The following is an 18,419-nucleotide window of genomic DNA, read 5'->3' as shown; positions in this document are numbered from 1 at the left end:
TCGAGTTATTGAATAGCTTTCATGACGGTCCACGTTTTTGGTCACCGCAATCCTGACACGGATGCGATCTGCAGTGCTTTGGCCTACGCTGATTTTCTCCGCCGAACGACTCGCCCCGATGCCGTCGCGGCATGCTGCGGTCCGCCCAATCAACGGACCGAATTCGCGTTGCGAAAAGCGAAGCTGGCGGCTCCCAAAATCATCATGGATGTCCGGCCGGAGTTGGAGGACATCTGCAATCGAGACGTCGTGGTGGCACGCACCTCGGATGTGTTTTACGAAGTCTACGAACGAATGGACGAGCATGAACTGCGGGCCATTCCAGTGTTGGACGACAACGATCAATTGATCGGATTGGTCACGTTGTTGGATCTGTTGGAACTGGTTTTTCAGGGCGGCGTGGACCCCTACCGTTCGCGCGAAGTTCACACGAACCTCGACAAAGTGGTTTCGGTGTTGGGCGGATCGTACCAGCACTCCGTGGATTCCGGCCTCAACGAGGACATGATCCTGACCGTGGGGGCGATGAGTGCTGGCGGATTCTGTGAGCGGATGAAGCAGTTTCCTTCGGATCGGTTGTTGGTGGTCAGTGGTGACCGTCCGACGATTCAGTTGCCAGCGCTCGAAATGGGAGTGCGTGGGTTGGTGGTGACCGGCGGTTATCAGTTGTCCAGCGGGTTGATGGAGCTTGCTCGCGGTCGGGGCGTGACGGTCATCAACAGTCCCTTTGACACAGCCACGACGACGATGCGGATCAAAGCCGCTCAGTTGATTAAAGAGGTCATCACGCGAGATTTCCTGGCGCTTTCGGCCAAGCTGCCGGTTGCCGCGGCCAAGCAGCAAATTTACCGCTCGGCACAAACGGTCTTTCCGGTGGTCGACAATCAGAAACTGATTGGGGTGCTGAGCAAATCCGACATGGTTCATCCGCCCCGGCCGCAGTTGGTGTTGGTGGATCACAACGAAATTGGGCAGGCGGTCGAGGGAGCGGAAGATTCTGACATCGTTGAAGTGCTGGACCATCACCGTCTGGGAGGTTCGTTGAAGTCCACTGGGCCGATCCGGTTCATCATGGATCCGGTGGGATCGACGTGCACCTTGGTGGCACGCATGTTCCGGCAGGAAGGTTTGAAGCCGGAACCCGGGATGGCGCTGTGCATGGCTTCGGGGATCATCAGCGACACGTTGTATTTGCGGTCGCCGACCACCACCGATGTCGATCGCGATTTGTTGACTTGGTTGCAGGAATTCTGCACGGTGGAATTGGCTGACTACGCCAATGAGTTCTTCGAAATTGGTTCCGCGCTTCGATCTTGCACACCGGACAAAGTGGTTCGTGAAGATTGCAAGCAATTCGAAGAGAACGGGCGTCGATTCTCGATTTCGCAAATTGAAGAAATTGGTTTGGATCTGTTCTGGGAACGGCAGGCAGAATTGAGTCAGGCGTTGGTCCGCCTTTCTGAAGAGGAGGGCCTGGAGTTTTCGGCATTGTTGGTGACGGATATCTCGAGCAACGGGAGTTTGTTGCTGATGAGCAGCGAGCCCGAGGGTTGGGAGGAGATCAATTACCCTCAGCTCGAGGATCGGTTGTATAAATTGGACAACGTCGTCAGTCGCAAAAAACAGTTGTTGCCTCTGATCAGCAGTCTGCTGGAGCATTCTCCCGAGCCCACGTGAATCCAACATGCAGTTCCGCATCGTCCATTTGATCTTGGCGTTGACTTGGGCTGCGATTGTTTTCGCATTGGTCCGATTTCACATGGTGTTCTGGGTGGCGCTCTGCCCGGCGACCATCGGGCCGTTGGCCGGCAGGGCCGCATCAGGAACCCTCGAAGGCATGGTCCTCGGGCTTCTGTCGACGATGTTTTGGTGCTTCCTCGCGTCGGTTTTCACAGGCATGGTGGTCACCTCGTTTGAGGTCGGGGCGTCTCTCCAAGGCTCGGGATGGGACACACCGGTGGGGCTCATCATCGGTCTGGCGGGTTTCTATTCTCTGATCAGTTTGTTTGCTGGGTACATTGGTGGTCGCATTGCGATCGCGTGAATTGGCGGATGCGATCGTTGGCGTGATGTTCCAGCCCAAGTTCCCCTTTCCTTTGTTGCGAGGCTGAAGATGGCTCGATGGCCCGGTGTGAAGCTCTTTGATTTGTCCGGTCGGTCCGCGCTCGTCACGGGAGGTTCCAAGGGCCTGGGCGAAGCGATGGCGGCGGGGCTCGCATCGGCTGGAGCGAACGTCTGTTTGGTCAGTCGCAATGAGCAGGAAGCGTCCGAGGCGGCTCAGAGGATCGCGGAGGAATACCCGGTGGAGGCGATCGGCATCGGAGCGGATGTGACCGTCGAAAGCGATGTTGCCGAGATGGTGCGGCGATGCGTCGACCAGTTTTCCAGGTTGGATGTGTTGATCAACAGCGCTGGGATCAATGTGCGGGGGGCCATTGATGAGCTGTCGCTTGAACAGTTTCGGCAGGTTCAGGCAACGAACGTCGACGGCATGTGGTTGTGCTGCAAGCACGCCAGTCAGGTGATGAAGTCCAGCGGTGCCGGTCGGATCATCAACCTGGCCAGCACGCTTGGATTGGTGGGCTTGGCCAATCGGACGCCCTATGCATCCAGCAAAGGTGCGGTGGTGCAAATGACGCGTGCGTTGGGTTTGGAGTTGGCACCTCACAATGTCACCGTCAATGCCATTTGCCCTGGTCCGTTTCTGACGCCGATGAATGTTCCGATTGCTGAGTCGGAAGAGGCCAAGCGATTCATCGTCGGGGCGACGGCACTGGAACGTTGGGGGGAATTGCAAGAAATCCAAGGGGCGGCAATTTTCCTCGCCAGCGAGGCGTCGAGTTACATGACCGGCAGCATGTTGACGGTCGACGGCGGATGGACGGCACGCTGACTTGGAAACCCGCCGCGTGCGCAAGGCATTTGGTGTTGGCTTGAAGGCCTTCGTACGGGGGCTCAACCCCGGGTGGATGTTCGGCGACAGTGCGGATAACAACTGTCGTCGCTCCGCGACTGGTTGAGTGGGGCGGGATGATCGAACAACCGCGGAGCGGTGACAGTTGTCAGCCTCGGGTTTTCAACCCGAGGTCTTGGATGTCACCCTCTCGCTCGACAAGCCGCGGAGCGGCGACAGGTGGCGAGCGATGCGATGGGGAGGATTGAAAAAGTGAAATTGTAAATTGTAAGTTGTAAAATCTGGGCGGCGTCGACGGCGACGTAAATCGGGGGATCGTTTGGCGAGGAGTCTTGCTCCGGATGGGGCTGCCGCCGCGAATGCCGCATTGGCCTCGCTCACGCGTCGGGTTTCCATTTCGACGGGCTGGGAAGGCCTTCGTACGGGGGCTCAACCCCGGGTGGATGTTCGGCGACAGTGCGGCAAACAACTGTCGTCGCTCCGCGACTGAGGAGTTGTATGTCGTGGGCGTGTGACCTTGGGTTGAAAACCCAAGGTTTTCGGCTGCCGTCGCTCCGCGACTGGTTGAGTGGGGCGGGATGATCGAACAACCGCGGAGCGGTGACAGTTGTCAGCCTCGGGTTTTCAACCCGAGGTCTTGGATGTCACCCTCTCGCTCGACAAGCCGCGGAGCGGCGACAGGTGGCGAGCGATGCGATGGGGAGGATTGAAAAAGTGAAATTGTAAATTGTAACTTGAAAACTCCAGGCGACGACGACGCGAATCGGGGGATCGTTTGGCGAGGAGTTTTGCGCCGGATCGGGCGGCTTCCTTTGCTCGGCGCGGAAGCCCCGAGACCGAGCTCAGCGGCGGTAGGAATGAACCCCGACGTCGGTCAGCAGCGTTCCCATCGCCCGGCTGATCTGGACCAAAGACACGCTGTAGTTGGTTTGGTCAACATGCAATTGCCGTTGGGATTGCAGGAGTTCTTCGCTCGCGTCGATCAAGAACTCCAGTTGGATTTTTCCGGCGTCATAGAGGGCTCGCGAGGATGCCAGGCGGTCTTCGCCGGCTTGGACGCGAGCGAGTGAATTCTGCAGGGCAGCGAAACTGGATTGGCTATTGGAAATCGCATCGTGGATCTCATAGGTCACCGCGTGCTGTTGCTCCTCCAGGATGGAGCGTTCGCGATGGAGTTGCAGGGTGGCGTTTCGGACGGCCGATTTCGCTTGCCGACGTTGAGGGGCCACGCCCATCTCAACACCGAATTCCCACTCCGTGTGGTCCAACGAAAAAAGGTCGTCTGCGGCGCTGGCGAATCGCGGTCCTCCGCCGGTCAGATCGTCACCAAACCCTCGCATTCGGGTGCGACCGATCATGTCCAATCGTGGGAGCAAGAAGTTCTTGGCCGCGACGAGCCGGAGGTTTTGTTGCTGGACTTGGAGGCGTTGGCGTCGGAGTTCGGTTCGGTGCTGGAACCCGCGGGCAACGCTGTCTTGGATTGCAAATTCAAAGGGGGCGGTCGTGAATCCATCGGCTGGTCTCAGCAATCTGCCATCCGCGATGGGCAGGCCGATCATCCGCCGGAGTGTTCGTTCCGCGTTGCGAATTCCTGTGTCGCCTGCGCTGCCGCCCAGTGCAATCTCGGCTTCGCGTTGGTAGCGATAGTACTGGGCTCGGGTTTGGGCTTCCTTGTAAGCCTCGCCGCCCATCAGTCCGGACTGTTGCTTTGACAGAACCGTTTGCCAGATCTCGTGCGAAATGTCGCGAGCATGGCAAATGCTGGCGTACGAATGATAGAGTCGCTGAAGCTGCCAGTACGTGGTGTAGAGTTCGAGAAAGTAGTCCCGCAATTGGATTTCAAAATCGGCTTGGCTGATTTGAGTGTTGATCTGGGCGATCCAAATCCCGTTTGAGAAATTCAGTCCCGGTCGTGCGTTGGGGCCCGCGATCAGGTTGAAGGTTTGCCCAGCTCCTTGCAGCAACGGTTGCCGGACTCCCAGTTCCAGTTGCGTTTCCCAGTAGCTTGGGAACGAGTTGCCCGCTCGGTTGTTGCTGTCGTACTGCTGAATCGATTGCAGGTCCCACTGGGTGCCCCAGGTGGTTCGCTTGGTCCAGCCGGATTGGAATTGAGCGTAGTCCTGAAGCAGTTCTTGGACTTGGCCTCCCAACGTCGCGTTGTTGAAGACGCGGTCATTGTTTTGGGTGGTCAGCGAGGCATTGAGTTGGCTATCGAATTCTGCCAAAGCCGCTTGTGGGCCGAACATCGGGTCGGAGGCTTGGATGGCGGTGTCGTACGCCGTGGTGACCGAGGCCGGTGCTTCGAGAACTCGCACGCCAAGCGACCGGATGACATCGCTGTGTTGCAAAGCCAACGCGATCATCTCGGCTTCGGTCAGGTCCCAGAACTCGGGTGCCTTCGTGGGATTCAAAGTCTGCTTGGAGAACGCTGCCTCGACCGGTGTCCGCGATGCAGTGGCGGATTGGTTGGAGACGCTTGCCAGGCGGGTGTGATCGGCGGAGCCCAATCGCATCGGTCGCCGCGCGTTCTGGTTTCCGGCAAAGGGATCGCCGAGATGAGTGGGGGACGGTTGGAAGACGCCATTCCTGGCTTTGTCACTGGTGCTGGGGGACGCCTGGGTGGCAGAGGGTGTTCCCAGTTGGGCTGCGGATGCGAGGCGTTGATCAGGCGTGGGGCGGTTGGAGCGACATCCCAGGGATGAGATTGTCAGTGCGAGAGCCACGCTGGAAAACGCGAACATGCCAGCCCAGCCACCGCGAAAGCGATGGTCGACGCACAGCGATGACGGGTGGCGTTGCAAAGGCATGCGTGGACAGACGGTCGGGAAACCTACAAACTTGTGGGGCGCACTCGAAACCAAACTCTGTCGTGTTATCGTCGTCCGGCGAACACGCCAGGCACTTTGGACCGCGATGCGTGTTCATTCGTCACGACCGTTGACACCCCCCGCCCCCGGAAACCAATGGCATCCCCCGCTCGATCCGTTTCTTTGGTCTCGTTGATCCTGTCGACACTTCGTCACCGTCAAGCTGTGACGGTCGCGGTGGCGTTGGGGGTTGCGACGGCGACCGCGGTGATCACGGGAGCCTTGTTGGTCGGCGATTCGATGCGTGGCAGTTTGAGATCCTTGACCGTGGAGCGGCTTGGGAAAATTGAATCGATCGTCTCACCTGGAGCCTTTTTTCCGCTCGCGGAGTTGTCCCTCGCAGGTGAGCCCGTTGAGGCGGACGGGAACGTGTCGGGTGACACGACGGAGAAGGACTCGTTTGCGACGCCGGTCATTTTGTTTCCTGGTGGCAGTGTGGAAGCAGATGTCGAAGGTTCGGATCGACAACGGCGGATTGGTGGTGTTCAGGTCTTGGGAATTGAGGATTCGTTTTGGGACTTGGACGTGACCGGCATGAAGCCCGGTGCGATGCCGGGCGAACAAAGCGTGGTCTTGAACCAAGCTGCCGCGGAAGAGCTGAAGGTGGCAGTGGGTGATCAGGTCACCTTGCGGTTGCCAGTTGAAGGGGCGGTGCCGGCGGACAGTCCACTCGGGCGTCGCGAAATTCAGAGCGAAGGTTTGCCTCGCATGAAGGTCGCCGCCATCGTGCCAGACACTGGGTTGGGGCGGTTTTCACTGTCGCCCAATCAAGCGGCACCCAAGACGGTCTTCGCATCTCGGGAGGTCATCGCGGATGTCTTGGACCGGGATGGGCAAGCGAACGCGATTTTCTTGACCCGTGAAATTTCGGCGGATGAAATTGGTTGGTCGCTGGAGACGTTGGGTTGGAATCTGCAACACATTCAGCGCGGCGGGGAAGACGGTGGCGAACCCATCATCGATTACGTGTCCCTGACCAGCGAGAACCTGCTGCTGAAGGATGATGCGGTCCAGGCGGTGATGGATGCCTTGCCGGAGGGCACGGTCACGCCGGTGATGACTTACCTTGCCAATGCGATTGAAAAGGTCGATCCGGCAACCGGCGAGGTCGTCGTCAACGAACAATCCCACTCGGTTCCGTACAGCACCTTGTCGGCTTTGGACGATGGCCCCACGTTGTCGCTGGATTATTCGTTGCCGCAACCACTGGCGACGGACCCGGGTGAGACGCCCATTGTTTTGAATGATTGGACGGCAGAGCGATTGGGTGCCAAGGTCGGTGACCAGGTCCGAGTGTTCTTTTATGAACCAGAAGTCGAGGATGGCCGCGAGATTGAACGATCGTTTGATGCGGTGGTGACCGAGATCGTTCCGCTGACCATTCCCAGCAAGCCTTACCGGCGGAATCGCGAAGCGGTGTTTGATGGGCCGATCACTCCATACAACGATCTCGCGTTGACACCGGATGTGCCTGGCGTGACCGATCAAGATTCGATTGGTGATTGGGATCTCCCGTTTCAGTTGGATCGAAAGATCGAGCGTGAGGACGACGCTTATTGGAACGAGCAACGGCTGACTCCCAAGGCGTTCCTGCCATTGGGTGCCGGGCAAACCATTTTTGGCAGCCGTTTCGGGAAGACGACGGGATTGCGAATCGATGCGAGTTTGGCCGCTGACATGCCGGGCTTGCGCGCCAAGATCTTGGCCGCCACACGAAGCGTGCAAGGCGAACTGGGATGGACCCCGCGATCGATCCGAGCGGAACAGTTGGCTGCATCCAAGGGGACGACACCGTTTGATGGGTTGTTCTTGGCTCTTTCCTTCTTCGTGATTTTGGCGGCGATGATGTTGATCGCGTTGCTGTTGCGATTGGGCGTCCTCCAGCGACTCAGTGAGTTCGGCACGTTGCTGGCGGTAGGCTTCACACCTCGAAGAGTCATGAAGCTCGCGCTCGGTGAAACCGCCGTGACTGCTGCGATCGGAACGTTGATCGGAATCGCCGGCGGAGTGGCTTACGCGTGGGCGGTTTTGTGGGCGCTGAAGTCATGGTGGGTGGGAGCGGTGACGGTGCCGTTTTTGCAGTTCCATGCGACCCCGATGTCGATCGCGTTGGGTGGCATCTTGGGATGGTTGGTGTGCATGCTGACCGCCGCATGGACGCTGCGTTTTCTGCTGCGATTGAATCCAGCGGCTTTGGTTGGCGGACGCACGATGAACTCGTCGCAGGCGTTGAGCGGCGGTGCGAAGGCCAGCCAGCGAAGCGGTGGGAACGGTTCGAGGTGGTTTGCCATTGGTTTGACCGTTTTGGCGATGGTGGCCGCGATCGCGGGAGCGATGGGCGGCGGCCAGCAAGCGGCGGGCGGTTTTGTCGGCGCCGGGATGTTGTTGTTGGTGGCGATCTTGATTGGCGTCCATCGATCGCTTCGTCGACGCGGTGATGCAAGCGACGCTGGCCACGCGATGCGAACTCCAGGGCTGGGGGGGGGGGCGTTGAGTTCCTTGGCGATGGCAAACGCACGCCGCAGTCCTCTGCGTAGCACGCTCGCGATCGGATTGGTTGCGACGGCCGCCTTCCTGATTCTGTCGATCAGTGTGTTTCGTTTGTCGCCGACGAGGGAAGGCACTGGCGGATTTGATTTGATTGGGCAGACGGCTCAACCGCTTCATCAAGATTTGCGTGCCGACGATGTGCGTGCTGAATTGCTGGGCCGAGATGCTGAGCGGTTCAGCCGCGAGGACGTGCGTGTGGTTCCGTTTCGGATGAAAGGGGGAGACGACGCGAGTTGCAACAACCTTTACCAAGCCATGCGGCCGACCGTCCTTGGGTTGTCCGAGGACGATTCACTGGACGGGTTTGGTTGGGCGAGTCGGCAGGGCGAGACATCCGATGCGACCTGGGAATTGTTGAACGTTGTGGCGACAGGAACGTTGGAAGATCCGGTGCCGGTTGTGATCGATCAGAACACCGCGATGTGGAGCCTGCAGATGCGTGGCGGTCTCGGTGAGGTCAAGGCCTTCGATTACGGACGCGGCGACGTGCATTTTCGTGTGGTGGGACTGCTGGCGGGATCGGTGTTGCAAGGCAAACTGATTGTGGGTGAGCGAGCGTTTGAGAGCGTCTTTCCTAGTTCAACGGGTTACCAGTACTTCCTCTTCGCGATGGAAGAGGGAGCTGATGCGTCGGCTGGAACACCGGCCGACCCAACGAGCCGTGACGAGGAGGTGGACGAGATCGCAGAGGTGTTGGAATCGCGGCTTGTTGATGCCGGCATGGATGTCCAGCGGGCGGACCGAGTCTTGGCTGGTTTGCTGGCTGTCCAGAACACTTACCTGCGAACGTTCCAAAGTTTGGGCGCGTTGGGATTGTTGCTGGGAACGATTGGTTTGGCGGTCGCTCAATTGCGGAGTGTTTTGGAACGCCGTGGCGAACTGGCTGTGATGCGTGCGGTGGGGTTCACACGGCAACGACTGGCGGCGTTGGTGCTTGGCGAGAACACCTTCTTGCTGGCGATCGGCATTGGGTGTGGGGCTGTGACGGCGATGTTGGCGGTGTTGCCGTACGCTTGGCTGACTGGGGCCAAAATGCCAATCGCGGAGCCCTTGGGGATCTTGCTGGCGATTTTGTTGTTTGGGACGTTGGCTGGTTTGGTGGCCGTTTGGAAAGTGTTGACGCTGCCGTTGATCGAATCGTTGCGAGCCGAAAATGCAGTTGTTGAACTTTAAGGACGAGCCCCGCGAAAATTCCTCGGAGCAGGCCCCGTGCCAGTTCGGTCGCCGCCAACTGGCACGTGACGAAGCAATGTTGCAGTGGGCGGACCAAATCGTGGAGGACGACGAGGCCACAGTGATCGACACCGAGTCCTTGCGGATGTGGCAGTTTGACCGCCCGACCGTTGTCCTGGGGCGAAGTTCGAAGATCAACGAAGAAGTGAACCGGGCCTGGTGCGAGGAACAGCGGATCGAAGTGTTGCGTCGCTGCACCGGTGGTGCCTCGGTGGTTGGCGGTCCGGGATGTTGGATGTACAGCGTGGTGCTGAGGTTGCTGGATGAGACATCGATCCGAAAGATCGATGTGGCTCATGATCATGTGATGCAGCGGGTGCTCGCGGCGGTTCAATGTCAACTGCCCGCAGCGGAACGCAAAGGCATCTGCGACTTGACGTTTGAAAACCGAAAGTTCTCCGGCAACAGTTTGCGTGTGGCCCGACATCACCTGCTCTATCACGGGACGATCTTGATCGGTTCCGATCTTGATTTGATCGACTCTTGTTTGGACTTTGCCCCGAGGCAACCGGAGTACCGTCAGCAACGGCGTCATCGGGAGTTCATTGGCAACATCGAGATCGATGTGACGCGTTTGATTTCGGATTTGGCAGTGCAATTTGGTGCCTCGCAAATGCCCGGCGCGACTGCGGTGGAGTCCATCGAAGAGCACGCGGATGAATTGTTAAGGACGCGTTATGGCACGTCTGACTGGCACACTCGGCGTTGATTGGCGTGAGCCGCGGCCGTGGAAAGAGTGTTCAAGATTGCCAGTCGTTGGCATTGTCAGGGCGTACGAATTGGTTATCTTTACAAGACGATCTGCACAATTTTTGTCGCCATTGCACCCTTTCGTGAAAGGATTCTCATGAAGACCCGCATTCCATTGAGCAAGGCTGAGGAAGAAGCCCGTCTGCGCCGTGAACGTCTCGATTTGAGCATCGCGGAAATGGGTTTGACCGTTCGGACCACGAACTGTCTGGAAGAGACCGGCATTTTGACGGTCCGTGACCTGCTCAACGCGACACCGCGACGTTTGCTGAAAATCAGCAACTTCGGCGAAAAGACTCTCGAAGAAGTCTACGACGCCCTCGAGCAACTTGGGTTTTATCGTCCGGGCCGACAGGCCGCTTCGGCCACCATCTGATTGCGACGGTAGGCCTTGGTGAGACGATCCTGGTCGAGAACGCTGCTGCGTCCCTGGAGTAAGAAACGGGGACGCCGTTCGCGAACCGGGGCATTGCGTGGTGTGCTGGGGGAATTGGCGTTCTATTTGTGCCTGATTCTTCTGGGCGTGTTCGTGCTGGCCCTGGTGGTGGTCTCATCCGTGATGATGTCACGGATCGGCATCGATCTGCCAGAAGAAGCCCGCCGGGTTTTGGAGTCCAATCTGACCCAGGGCGGTGGAAGATGGGGGCGCTGGGTGGTTGCGGTTGTTTCTGTCGCGTCCATCGCCTCGGGAGTGATCGGGCTGGGGTACCGCTTGCTGCATCTTGGATTCAGCCAGGAACGCATTTCCGCCAGTCGCAAACGGGCGATCGATGAGACTCGTTCGTTGGCCGGGCGAGAATCGGCGTCGGAAGAGTCTTCGCAACCGTTCGAACCCGAACTCGACGCACAGGATTTTCCCGAGTTGCCGACAGTCCCGCGGCGTCAGGTTCTGAACGAGAGTCCGGGGGAGCGACTCCGGTTTCGGCTGGCTTCGATTTCGACCGGGCGGATGAGTGTGTTTGGCTCGGCCGCCTTGGCTTTGGGTTGGAATTGCCTGTGTTTGGTGCTGTTGGCCGTGGTGATCTCGGGGTGGTGGTATGGCATGCCGCGGCCCATTTTGGCTTTCCTGATGGTTCCGTTTTCCGGTGTGGCGGTCTGGTCGCTGCGAGTGTTTTTGAGGGAGGTCCGGAAAGTTGCCGGGGTCGGGGCGACGGTCGTTGAGATCAGCGATCACCCGCTGCAGCCCGGTGGTCAGTACGAGCTGTTTGTTTCGCAAATGGGCAAGATGCGGCTAAAATGGTTGAAAATCGAGCTGGTTTGCGAAGAAGAATCGTTTTTTCGCCAGGGCACGGACGTTCGCAGCGATCATCATGTGGCGTTGCGGCAAGAATTGTTGAAAGAAAAGACGGTTCGTGTTGACCCCCGCGGGCCCTGGGAACAACAATTGTCGTTCGAGCTCCCTGAAAACGTGATGCACTCTTTTGCTGCAACCAACAACGTTGTCAGGTGGCGACTGCTTGTCTCTGGAGAGTCCCGTCCGTGGCCATCGTTCTGCCGAAGTTTCCCGCTGCTCGTCCATCCGCCGCTCATGTCGCCTCCCGACAGCCCGCGGTGAATGTGTCGGTCTGTCGTGACGACGGGGCCTACGCAGCGGGGTGTCAACTGAAAGCGGGTTGGCGGATCAGTCGGGTTGATTTGAGTGAACTGGAAAGCGTCGAAATTTCGGTGCTTTGGCACACCGAGGGCAAAGGGGATGAGGATCTCGGTGTCCATTATTTCCAACGCTACGACCACTCGGATCTGCAGAACATTCAGTTGAAGGAGCGAAACGGAATCCAGTGCGTTTTGCCCGCTTCGCCGCTGAGCTATCAGGGCCACCTGATGCAAATCCACTGGAAGATTCGGGTGCGAGTCTTCCTGGCCGACGGGCGCGAGGTCGTTGCCGAGCAACCGTTCTACTTGGTGGCTCACCAGCCAGAATCGAATCAAGAACTGGGAATGGATCCTTCCGTGTTGGAAGCGTGTCACGACCCGCCACAGCGTCGCTCGCTCGCCGCCAAACTTCCATCCGTCATCTCGCGTTTACGCGGACGCCGATCGCAGCCGTAGTCTGTGTCAGCCACGAAGTGGCGGAATCATGTAGCCCTGAGCGGCAGCCCAGGGAACGCTATTTAGGTCGAAGATCTAGCCACGAAGTGGCGGCATGATGTAGCCCTGAGCGCCAGCTCAGGGATAACGAGGCAGCCCGGCGTCGGGAGTCCTGAAGGGACGGCAGGAGGTGCCTTGCAATCGACGCCTGTCGCCCCTCTAGGGCTTGGTGGCATGGTTTTGCCATTCGATCCACGGGTTGGCACCCGTGGCGACAACATGTCGTCCGTTCCGGACTAGGTGCGTAGGCACTGCGTAAGGTGCCAGCCACCTTCCCGCCCAGGGGAAATGAGGCGACCCCTGGCTGTTTCAGCCACGAAGTGGCGGCATGGTGTAGCCCTGAGCGTCAGCTCAGGGATAACGAGGCAGCCCGGCGTCGGGAGTCCTGAAGGGACGGCAGGAGGTGCCTTGCAATTGACGCCTGTCGCCCCTGCAGGGCTTGGTGGCACGGTTTTGCACCCGTGGCGACAACATGTCGTCCGTTCCGGACTAGGTGCGCAAGGTGCCAGCCACTATCCGGGCTCCCTGGGGAAATGAGGCGACCCCTGGCTGTTTCAGCCACGAAGTGGCGGCATGGTGTAGCCCTGAGCGTCAGCTCAGGGATAACGAGGCAACCCGGCGTCGGGAGTCCTGAAGGGACGGCAGGAGGTGCCTTGCAATCGACGCCTGTCGCCCCTGCAGGGCTTGGTGGAATGGTTTTGCGATTCGATCCACGGGTTGGCACCCGTGGCGACAACATGTCGTCCGTTCCGGACTAGGCGCGTAAGGTGCCAGCCACTTTCCGGGCTCCCTGGGGAAATGAGGCGACCCGCTGGCTGTTTCAGCCACGGAAGTGGCGGCATGATGTAGCCCTGAGCGTCAGCTCAGGGATAACGAGGCAACTCGGCGTCGGGAGTCCTGAAGGGACGGCAGGAGGTGCCTTGCAATCGACGCCTGTCGCCCCTGCAGGGCTTGGTGGAATGGTTTTGCGATTCGATCCACGGGTTGGCACCCGTGGCGACAACATGTCGTCCGTTCCGGACTAGGCGCGTAAGGTGCCAGCCACTTTCCGGGCTCCTTGGGGAAATGAGGCGACCGCTGGCTGTTTCAGCCACGAAGTGGCGGCATGGTGTAGCCCTGAGCGTCAGCTCAGGGATAACGAGGCAACTCGGCGTCGGCAGTCCTGAAGGGACGACAGGATTTGATCCCGTGCCAGATGAGGGCGGGCGGTTGTAGCGAATCGTCGGATTGAGATGACTTTGCCAGCAGCGGGGGGAGCAATTCGCCGTCGGATTGTGCACGCTCGTCACTCGGGGCTTGGTAAAATGATGGGATGCAAACAGTGTCCATTGATCGTGTTGCTCGCCCTGGCTCAAGACGCCTGCGGGGGCATGCTTCGTCTTCGCTCGGAATCCAACCACGAGGCTTGCTCGTTTTCGCTGTTGGGGTGATCGTTTGTTTCGGGGGCAGCGGCACTGCTTTGATGGCAGATGATCTCGCCAGCGAGGTGATGTTCCGCGAACAGTTGGTGCCGTTGTTGCGGACTTACTGCTACGACTGCCATGGCCTGGAAGACGGCGAAGGCGGCGTGTCGTTGGAGGCCGACGACACGGCGTTGGAGATTGTCAAAGGCCGTGATCATTGGATGCGGGCGCTCGCGCAAGTTCGCTTGGGCACCATGCCACCGGCGGATTCCGATGTGATGGATCCGTCCAGTCGGGCTCGGATGGTCGAGCTGATTGACGAGTTGGCCAATGCGATCGACTGCGTGCAAAATCCGAACGCTGGCAAGGTCGCGTTGCGGCGGCTGAATCGTGCCGAGTATCGCAACACCATCCAAGATTTGGTCGGCGTCGATTATGCACTGGCGGACGATTTTCCGGGCGATGACGTTGGCTACGGATTCGACAACATCGGTGATGTGTTGTCGCTGCCGCCGTTGTTGATGGAGAAGTACCTCGATGCGGCCGAAGCGATCATGGGCGAAGCGATTTACACGCCGCTACCGCCTGAATTGTTTGAGTTGGAACGTTCTCCCGCGACGTTGATTGGGGCGGACAAGTTCAACGTCCGCAGCCACCTGGTGATGTCCTCCAATGGCACGGTCACGTTGCAGTTCGACGCTCCTTTTCGAGGGACCTACACGATTGTGTTGTCTCTCAGCGGAGACCAGGGCGGAGACGAACCGGTCCGCGTGGAAGTCACTGATGGACGTCGTGTCATTCCGGTGGAGGTCAAGGAGAGTGAGCCCACGGAAAAGACGGTTGCGTTTCGGTTGGGGAAAGGCACGCGTCAGATCGAGATCTCGTTTCTGAATGACTTCTATGTCAAGGATCAGATCGATCGCAACCTGCACGTTCACCATGTGAAGGTGAGTGGCGTGGAGCAACGCAGTCAGTTTGCCTCGTCTCCGGATCTGCCAACGACTCATCGAGTGCTGTTGTTTGAAACCCCGGGCAACGACCAGGAATTTGAGCGAGCCGCGAAAGCGGTGTTGGGGCGATTTGCCAGCCGGGCTTATCGACGGCCGATTGGCAAGTCGGAGCTCGGGCGATTGGTTGAGCTAGCCACGCAGGTGCATGAAAACGAGGGGTCATTCGAGGAGAGCATGCAGGTCGCGATGCAGGCTGTTCTGGTTTCGCCGTACTTCCTGTTTCGAGTCGAGCGACCGCGGGAACCGGGGCCGGACGGTGTGATGCCGCTGGTGAATCAGTACGAGCTGGCCACGCGAATTTCGTACTTTTTGTGGAGCAGCATGCCGGACGATGAGCTCTTGCGGATGGCACATCGCGGCCAGTTACGTGACCGCCGGATGTTGCTTGAGAAAGTCGGGCGGATGATCAAGAGTCCCAAGGCGAGTCGCTTCGTGGATAACTTTGCTTCGCAGTGGTTGCAGCTTCGCAACTTGGAAATCGTGCAGCCGGACACTCGCATTTATCGAGGGTTTGACGAGGAGGTTCGCGAAGCGATGCGGGTTGAAACGTTGATGTTCTTCTCGGAGGTGATGCGAAACAATTTGCCGGTCACGGAACTGTTGAGTGCGGACTTCACTTACATGAACGAAGCCTTGGCGCGGTTCTATGGGATCAATGACGTGCGGGGCAGTGAATTTCGCAAGGTGTCGTTGTCGGGAACGCCGCGAGGCGGGTTGCTGACGCACGCCAGTGTGTTGACGGTGACCAGCAACCCGACTCGGACCAGTCCGGTGAAACGCGGCAAGTGGATCCTCGACAATCTGCTCAACACGCCACCACCACCGGCACCGCCCAATATCCCGGAACTTGAGAAGGGGAAGTTGGTCGGTTCGCTTCGAGAACGCATGGAGCAGCACCGGTCGAACCCAGCCTGCGCCGCGTGTCACAATATGATGGACCCGCTGGGGTTTGCGCTGGAGAACTTTGATGCGGTTGGCCGTTGGCGAACACGCGATGGGCGGGACGAGATCGACGCCAGCGGATTGATGCCCGATGGAACTTCGTTTGATGGGATCAATGGGTTGCGAGACTTGTTGACGACGCAGCGCAGCGAGCAGTTCGTTCGGTGTTTGGCCGAGAAGATGCTGATCTACGCCCTCGGGCGTGGGACCGAATATTATGACAAGTGTGCACTCGACAAGATCACGGCCGATGTTCGCGCACACGATTACAAATTCGCATACTTGATCGCCGCGATCATCGAAAGCGATCCTTTTCAGAAGCAAGGTTATCGAGAACCATGAGTCATTCGCCTCGTACTTTGTCGCGACGTTTTGTGCTTCGTGGGTTGGGGACCTCGCTGGCATTGCCATTGTTGGATGTGATGAGTCCGACGCGGCTGTTGGCGGCCGCTGCTGATGGTGGGCCGCCGCCGTTGCGGATGGGGTTTTTCTATGTTCCCAATGGCATGCACATGCCCGCTTGGACGCCCCAGAAAGAGGGACGCGAATTTGAGCTGACGCCGACCTTGCAGAAGTTGGCGGAGAACAGAGATTCGATCAGCGTTCTGTCTGGGTTGACCCTCGATGGGGCTCGGGCTCACGGCGATGGAGGCGGTGACCACGCGCGCAGTGTGGCTGCGTTCTTGACCGGCGCTCACCCTCGCAAGACCAACGGCGCTGACATTCAAAACGGCGTCTCGGTCGATCAGGTGACGGCGCAGTATGTGGGCGATCGAACCCGGTTCACTTCTTTGGAATTGGGGTTGGAAGCGAGCAGTCAGGCTGGCAATTGTGACAGTGGCTACAGTTGTGCTTATGCATCGAACATGTCGTGGCGCGGGCCAACGAATCCGATGGCCAAGGAGACGGATCCGCGGGCTTTGTTCGATCGCTTGTTCGCGGGGCAAACCATCAAGGAAACGCGACGAGCAAAGAGCGAGCGTGAGAAGTATCGAAAGAGCATCCTGGACTTTGTCTCCGAGGATGCGAAGCGTTTGCATGCTCACCTGCCCATCGTCGATCGGCGCAAATTGGACGAGTACCTGTATTCCATTCGGGATGTTGAGAAGCGACTCGACGGTGCCGAAAAATTAGGGCTGACGGAAGAAGGCGTGCCGGATTACCCGCGACCCAGCGGTGTGCCTCAGGAGCTGTCTCGGCACAGCGATTTGATGATGGACATGGTGGCGTTGGCGTATCAAACCGACAGCACGCGAATTTTGTCGTTCATGTTCACCAATGCAGGAAGCAATCGGGCTTACAAAGAGATTGGCGTCAACGAAGGGCACCATGAGCTTTCGCACCATGGCAAAAGCGAGCACAAGCAAGCTGAGATTGCGAAGATCAATTCATTCCATGCGGAGCGATTCAATTACCTGTTGTCTCGATTGAAGCTGATTCGCGAGGGCGATGGTTCGCTGCTGGATCACTGCATGATCGTGTACGGCAGCGGGATCAGTGACGGGGATCGCCACAACCACGATGACCTGCCGGTCCTGTTGGCCGGAAATGGTGGCGGGCGGATTCGGGCTGGTCAGCACGTGCGGTATGAAAATGGCACGCCGTTGTGCAATCTTTATCTGTGGATGATGAAACAGATGGGGGCGAATGCCGAAAGCTTCGGCGACAGCAACGGAGTCTTGCAGGGATTGGGGTGACGTCCGTTTTGAACCATTCAGCAAAGATCGCGAGGCGGTTGTTGCCTGTGTTGTTGATTGTGGTCGGCGTCGGCGGGTTGGTCAGCGGCGTTGGCACGGAGTTGGCCAGTGAATGGTTGGCGATGGGACGCGAAGCGGGGCCAGTCGCGTTTGTGATGCTGGGGACGTTGGCGATGTGTTTGTTTGTTCCCAAGACATTTGTGTCGATCGCGGCTGGGTCGGTGTTTGGATTGATGGTCGGTGGTTCAACGTTGGCGGCCACGGCGGTTGTTTCGGCGTGGGTGAACTACCACCTCGGAAAGTGGTCCTTGGGCGGCGGTTCTGATGGGAGTGAATCCAAGAACGATGGATCCTCTCCGGGGTCGACGCTGGAGGTGGAATCGGAGGCGTCCTGGCGAGAGGGATTGCGGGTGATCGGTTCGACTGCTCGCGATGCGAATCTGGGGATGCATCTGTTGGTCCGGCTGTCACCCATCCCGACCACGATCATCAGCTACTCGATGGGGGCGGCCGGAGCGCGTCAGGTGCCCTACTTGGCCGCCGCGTTGCTGGCCGCGGGGCCGCAGTTGTTGTGGGTGCATTGCGGGGCCATGGCGACCGAAACGATGAGTTCGGTTGCCGAGTCGGGAGTCGCCGGGGTGGCTGATTCCAGTCTGACTCGTTGGTTGGGGCTGGCAACGTCCGTCGTTGCGGCGGTGCTGCTGTCGGTTTGGGTGCCGAGGCACATTTGGCAGCAGCGAACGCAAGAGTTGGCAGGCAAGGGGTTGGTTGCCGAGGATTTGGCTGCAGCAGGCCAAGACGTTTGAGCATTGGTCCGTTGGTCGGGCAGGTCGAAGCCGTCAGGCGAGTGGTTTGGGCCAGAGGCTCGACCCAAGGGGGCAGATCTGCGGTCCGCTGCGATTTATCCTGCGTTGGAGACCATTCTGACTGCGCATCGAAAAAGGTCCTGTTTGAATCAGGACCTT

General features: G+C 58.8%; 12 protein-coding genes. 11 read left to right on the top strand and 1 reads right to left on the bottom strand.

Annotated elements, in window-relative coordinates:
• The first annotated feature begins 21 nt into the window (after positions 1 to 21).
• The 3 genes from RISK_RS14585 (at position 22) to RISK_RS14575 (ending at position 2,893) form a co-directional block, all read left to right on the top strand.
• The gene (locus RISK_RS14585) at positions 22 to 1,677 is read left to right on the top strand and encodes a putative manganese-dependent inorganic diphosphatase (RefSeq protein ID WP_047815016.1); all 1,656 of its coding nucleotides are present in this window, start codon (positions 22 to 24) and stop codon (positions 1,675 to 1,677) included.
• Positions 1,678 to 1,684: 7 nt separating this feature from the next.
• Complete coding sequence (locus tag RISK_RS14580; protein WP_047815015.1) at positions 1,685 to 2,044, top strand: hypothetical protein; 360 nt, start codon at positions 1,685 to 1,687, stop codon at positions 2,042 to 2,044.
• A gap of 69 nt (positions 2,045 to 2,113) precedes the next feature.
• Positions 2,114 to 2,893 carry an SDR family NAD(P)-dependent oxidoreductase gene (locus RISK_RS14575; protein WP_047815014.1) on the top strand — a complete coding sequence of 260 codons (780 nt, stop codon included), beginning with the start codon at positions 2,114 to 2,116 and terminating at the stop codon, positions 2,891 to 2,893.
• Between the two features lie 863 nt (positions 2,894 to 3,756).
• On the opposite strand, the gene RISK_RS14570 is transcribed toward RISK_RS14575, so the two are convergent.
• Positions 3,757 to 5,721 (bottom strand): TolC family protein, encoded by a 1,965-nt coding sequence (locus tag RISK_RS14570; RefSeq protein WP_047815013.1) that lies wholly within the window; start codon positions 5,719 to 5,721, stop codon positions 3,757 to 3,759.
• A 156-nt stretch (positions 5,722 to 5,877) separates the two neighbouring features.
• Between RISK_RS14570 and RISK_RS14565 the strand changes: the two genes are divergently transcribed.
• The 8 genes from RISK_RS14565 to RISK_RS14530 all read left to right on the top strand — a co-directional run bounded on the left by RISK_RS14565 (position 5,878) and on the right by RISK_RS14530 (position 18,260).
• Positions 5,878 to 9,504, top strand: a complete 3,627-nt coding sequence (locus tag RISK_RS14565) for an ABC transporter permease (protein ID WP_047815012.1) — start codon at positions 5,878 to 5,880, stop codon at positions 9,502 to 9,504.
• Positions 9,485 to 10,273 (top strand): lipoate--protein ligase family protein, encoded by a 789-nt coding sequence (locus RISK_RS14560; RefSeq protein ID WP_047815011.1) that lies wholly within the window; start codon positions 9,485 to 9,487, stop codon positions 10,271 to 10,273. The genes RISK_RS14565 and RISK_RS14560 overlap by 20 nt, the downstream gene beginning before the upstream one ends.
• Before the next feature lie 138 nt (positions 10,274 to 10,411).
• Positions 10,412 to 10,690 (top strand): DNA-directed RNA polymerase subunit alpha C-terminal domain-containing protein, encoded by a 279-nt coding sequence (locus tag RISK_RS14555; protein ID WP_047815086.1) that lies wholly within the window; start codon positions 10,412 to 10,414, stop codon positions 10,688 to 10,690.
• A gap of 18 nt (positions 10,691 to 10,708) precedes the next feature.
• Positions 10,709 to 11,869 carry a hypothetical protein gene (locus tag RISK_RS14550; protein WP_236696312.1) on the top strand — a complete coding sequence of 387 codons (1,161 nt, stop codon included), beginning with the start codon at positions 10,709 to 10,711 and terminating at the stop codon, positions 11,867 to 11,869.
• Positions 11,870 to 11,871: 2 nt separating this feature from the next.
• Positions 11,872 to 12,363: a hypothetical protein gene (locus RISK_RS14545; protein ID WP_047815084.1), complete on the top strand. Its 492-nt coding sequence runs from the start codon at positions 11,872 to 11,874 to the stop codon at positions 12,361 to 12,363.
• 1,501 nt (positions 12,364 to 13,864) lie between these two features.
• Complete coding sequence (locus RISK_RS14540) at positions 13,865 to 16,099, top strand: DUF1592 domain-containing protein (protein ID WP_236696311.1); 2,235 nt, start codon at positions 13,865 to 13,867, stop codon at positions 16,097 to 16,099.
• Positions 16,096 to 17,454 (top strand): DUF1552 domain-containing protein, encoded by a 1,359-nt coding sequence (locus RISK_RS14535; protein WP_047815009.1) that lies wholly within the window; start codon positions 16,096 to 16,098, stop codon positions 17,452 to 17,454. Before RISK_RS14540 ends, RISK_RS14535 begins: the two co-directional genes overlap by 4 nt.
• Complete coding sequence (locus tag RISK_RS14530; protein ID WP_236696310.1) at positions 17,451 to 18,260, top strand: VTT domain-containing protein; 810 nt, start codon at positions 17,451 to 17,453, stop codon at positions 18,258 to 18,260. The genes RISK_RS14535 and RISK_RS14530 overlap by 4 nt, the downstream gene beginning before the upstream one ends.
• The last annotated feature ends 159 nt before the right edge of the window (positions 18,261 to 18,419 follow it).

Origin of the sequence: Rhodopirellula islandica, from assembly GCF_001027925.1 — a bacterium.
Taxonomy (GTDB): Bacteria; Planctomycetota; Planctomycetia; order Pirellulales; family Pirellulaceae; genus Rhodopirellula; species Rhodopirellula islandica.
Note: the sequence above shows the minus strand (reverse complement) of the source record. Positions and strands in the feature narration are given on the sequence as shown.

Excerpts from the sequence above, each read along its gene's own strand:
- RISK_RS14565 (WP_047815012.1), top strand. The coding sequence starts at position 5,878 with ATGGCATCCCCCGCTCGATCCGTTTCTTTGGTCTCGTTGATCCTGTCG.
- RISK_RS14580 (WP_047815015.1), top strand. The coding sequence starts at position 1,685 with ATGCAGTTCCGCATCGTCCATTTGATCTTGGCGTTGACTTGGGCTGCG.
- RISK_RS14570 (WP_047815013.1), bottom strand. The coding sequence starts at position 5,721 with ATGCCTTTGCAACGCCACCCGTCATCGCTGTGCGTCGACCATCGCTTT.
- RISK_RS14540 (WP_236696311.1), top strand. The coding sequence starts at position 13,865 with ATGGCAGATGATCTCGCCAGCGAGGTGATGTTCCGCGAACAGTTGGTG.
- RISK_RS14585 (WP_047815016.1), top strand. The coding sequence starts at position 22 with ATGACGGTCCACGTTTTTGGTCACCGCAATCCTGACACGGATGCGATC.
- RISK_RS14560 (WP_047815011.1), top strand. The coding sequence starts at position 9,485 with ATGCAGTTGTTGAACTTTAAGGACGAGCCCCGCGAAAATTCCTCGGAG.
- RISK_RS14575 (WP_047815014.1), top strand. The coding sequence starts at position 2,114 with ATGGCTCGATGGCCCGGTGTGAAGCTCTTTGATTTGTCCGGTCGGTCC.
- RISK_RS14555 (WP_047815086.1), top strand. The coding sequence starts at position 10,412 with ATGAAGACCCGCATTCCATTGAGCAAGGCTGAGGAAGAAGCCCGTCTG.
- RISK_RS14535 (WP_047815009.1), top strand. The coding sequence starts at position 16,096 with ATGAGTCATTCGCCTCGTACTTTGTCGCGACGTTTTGTGCTTCGTGGG.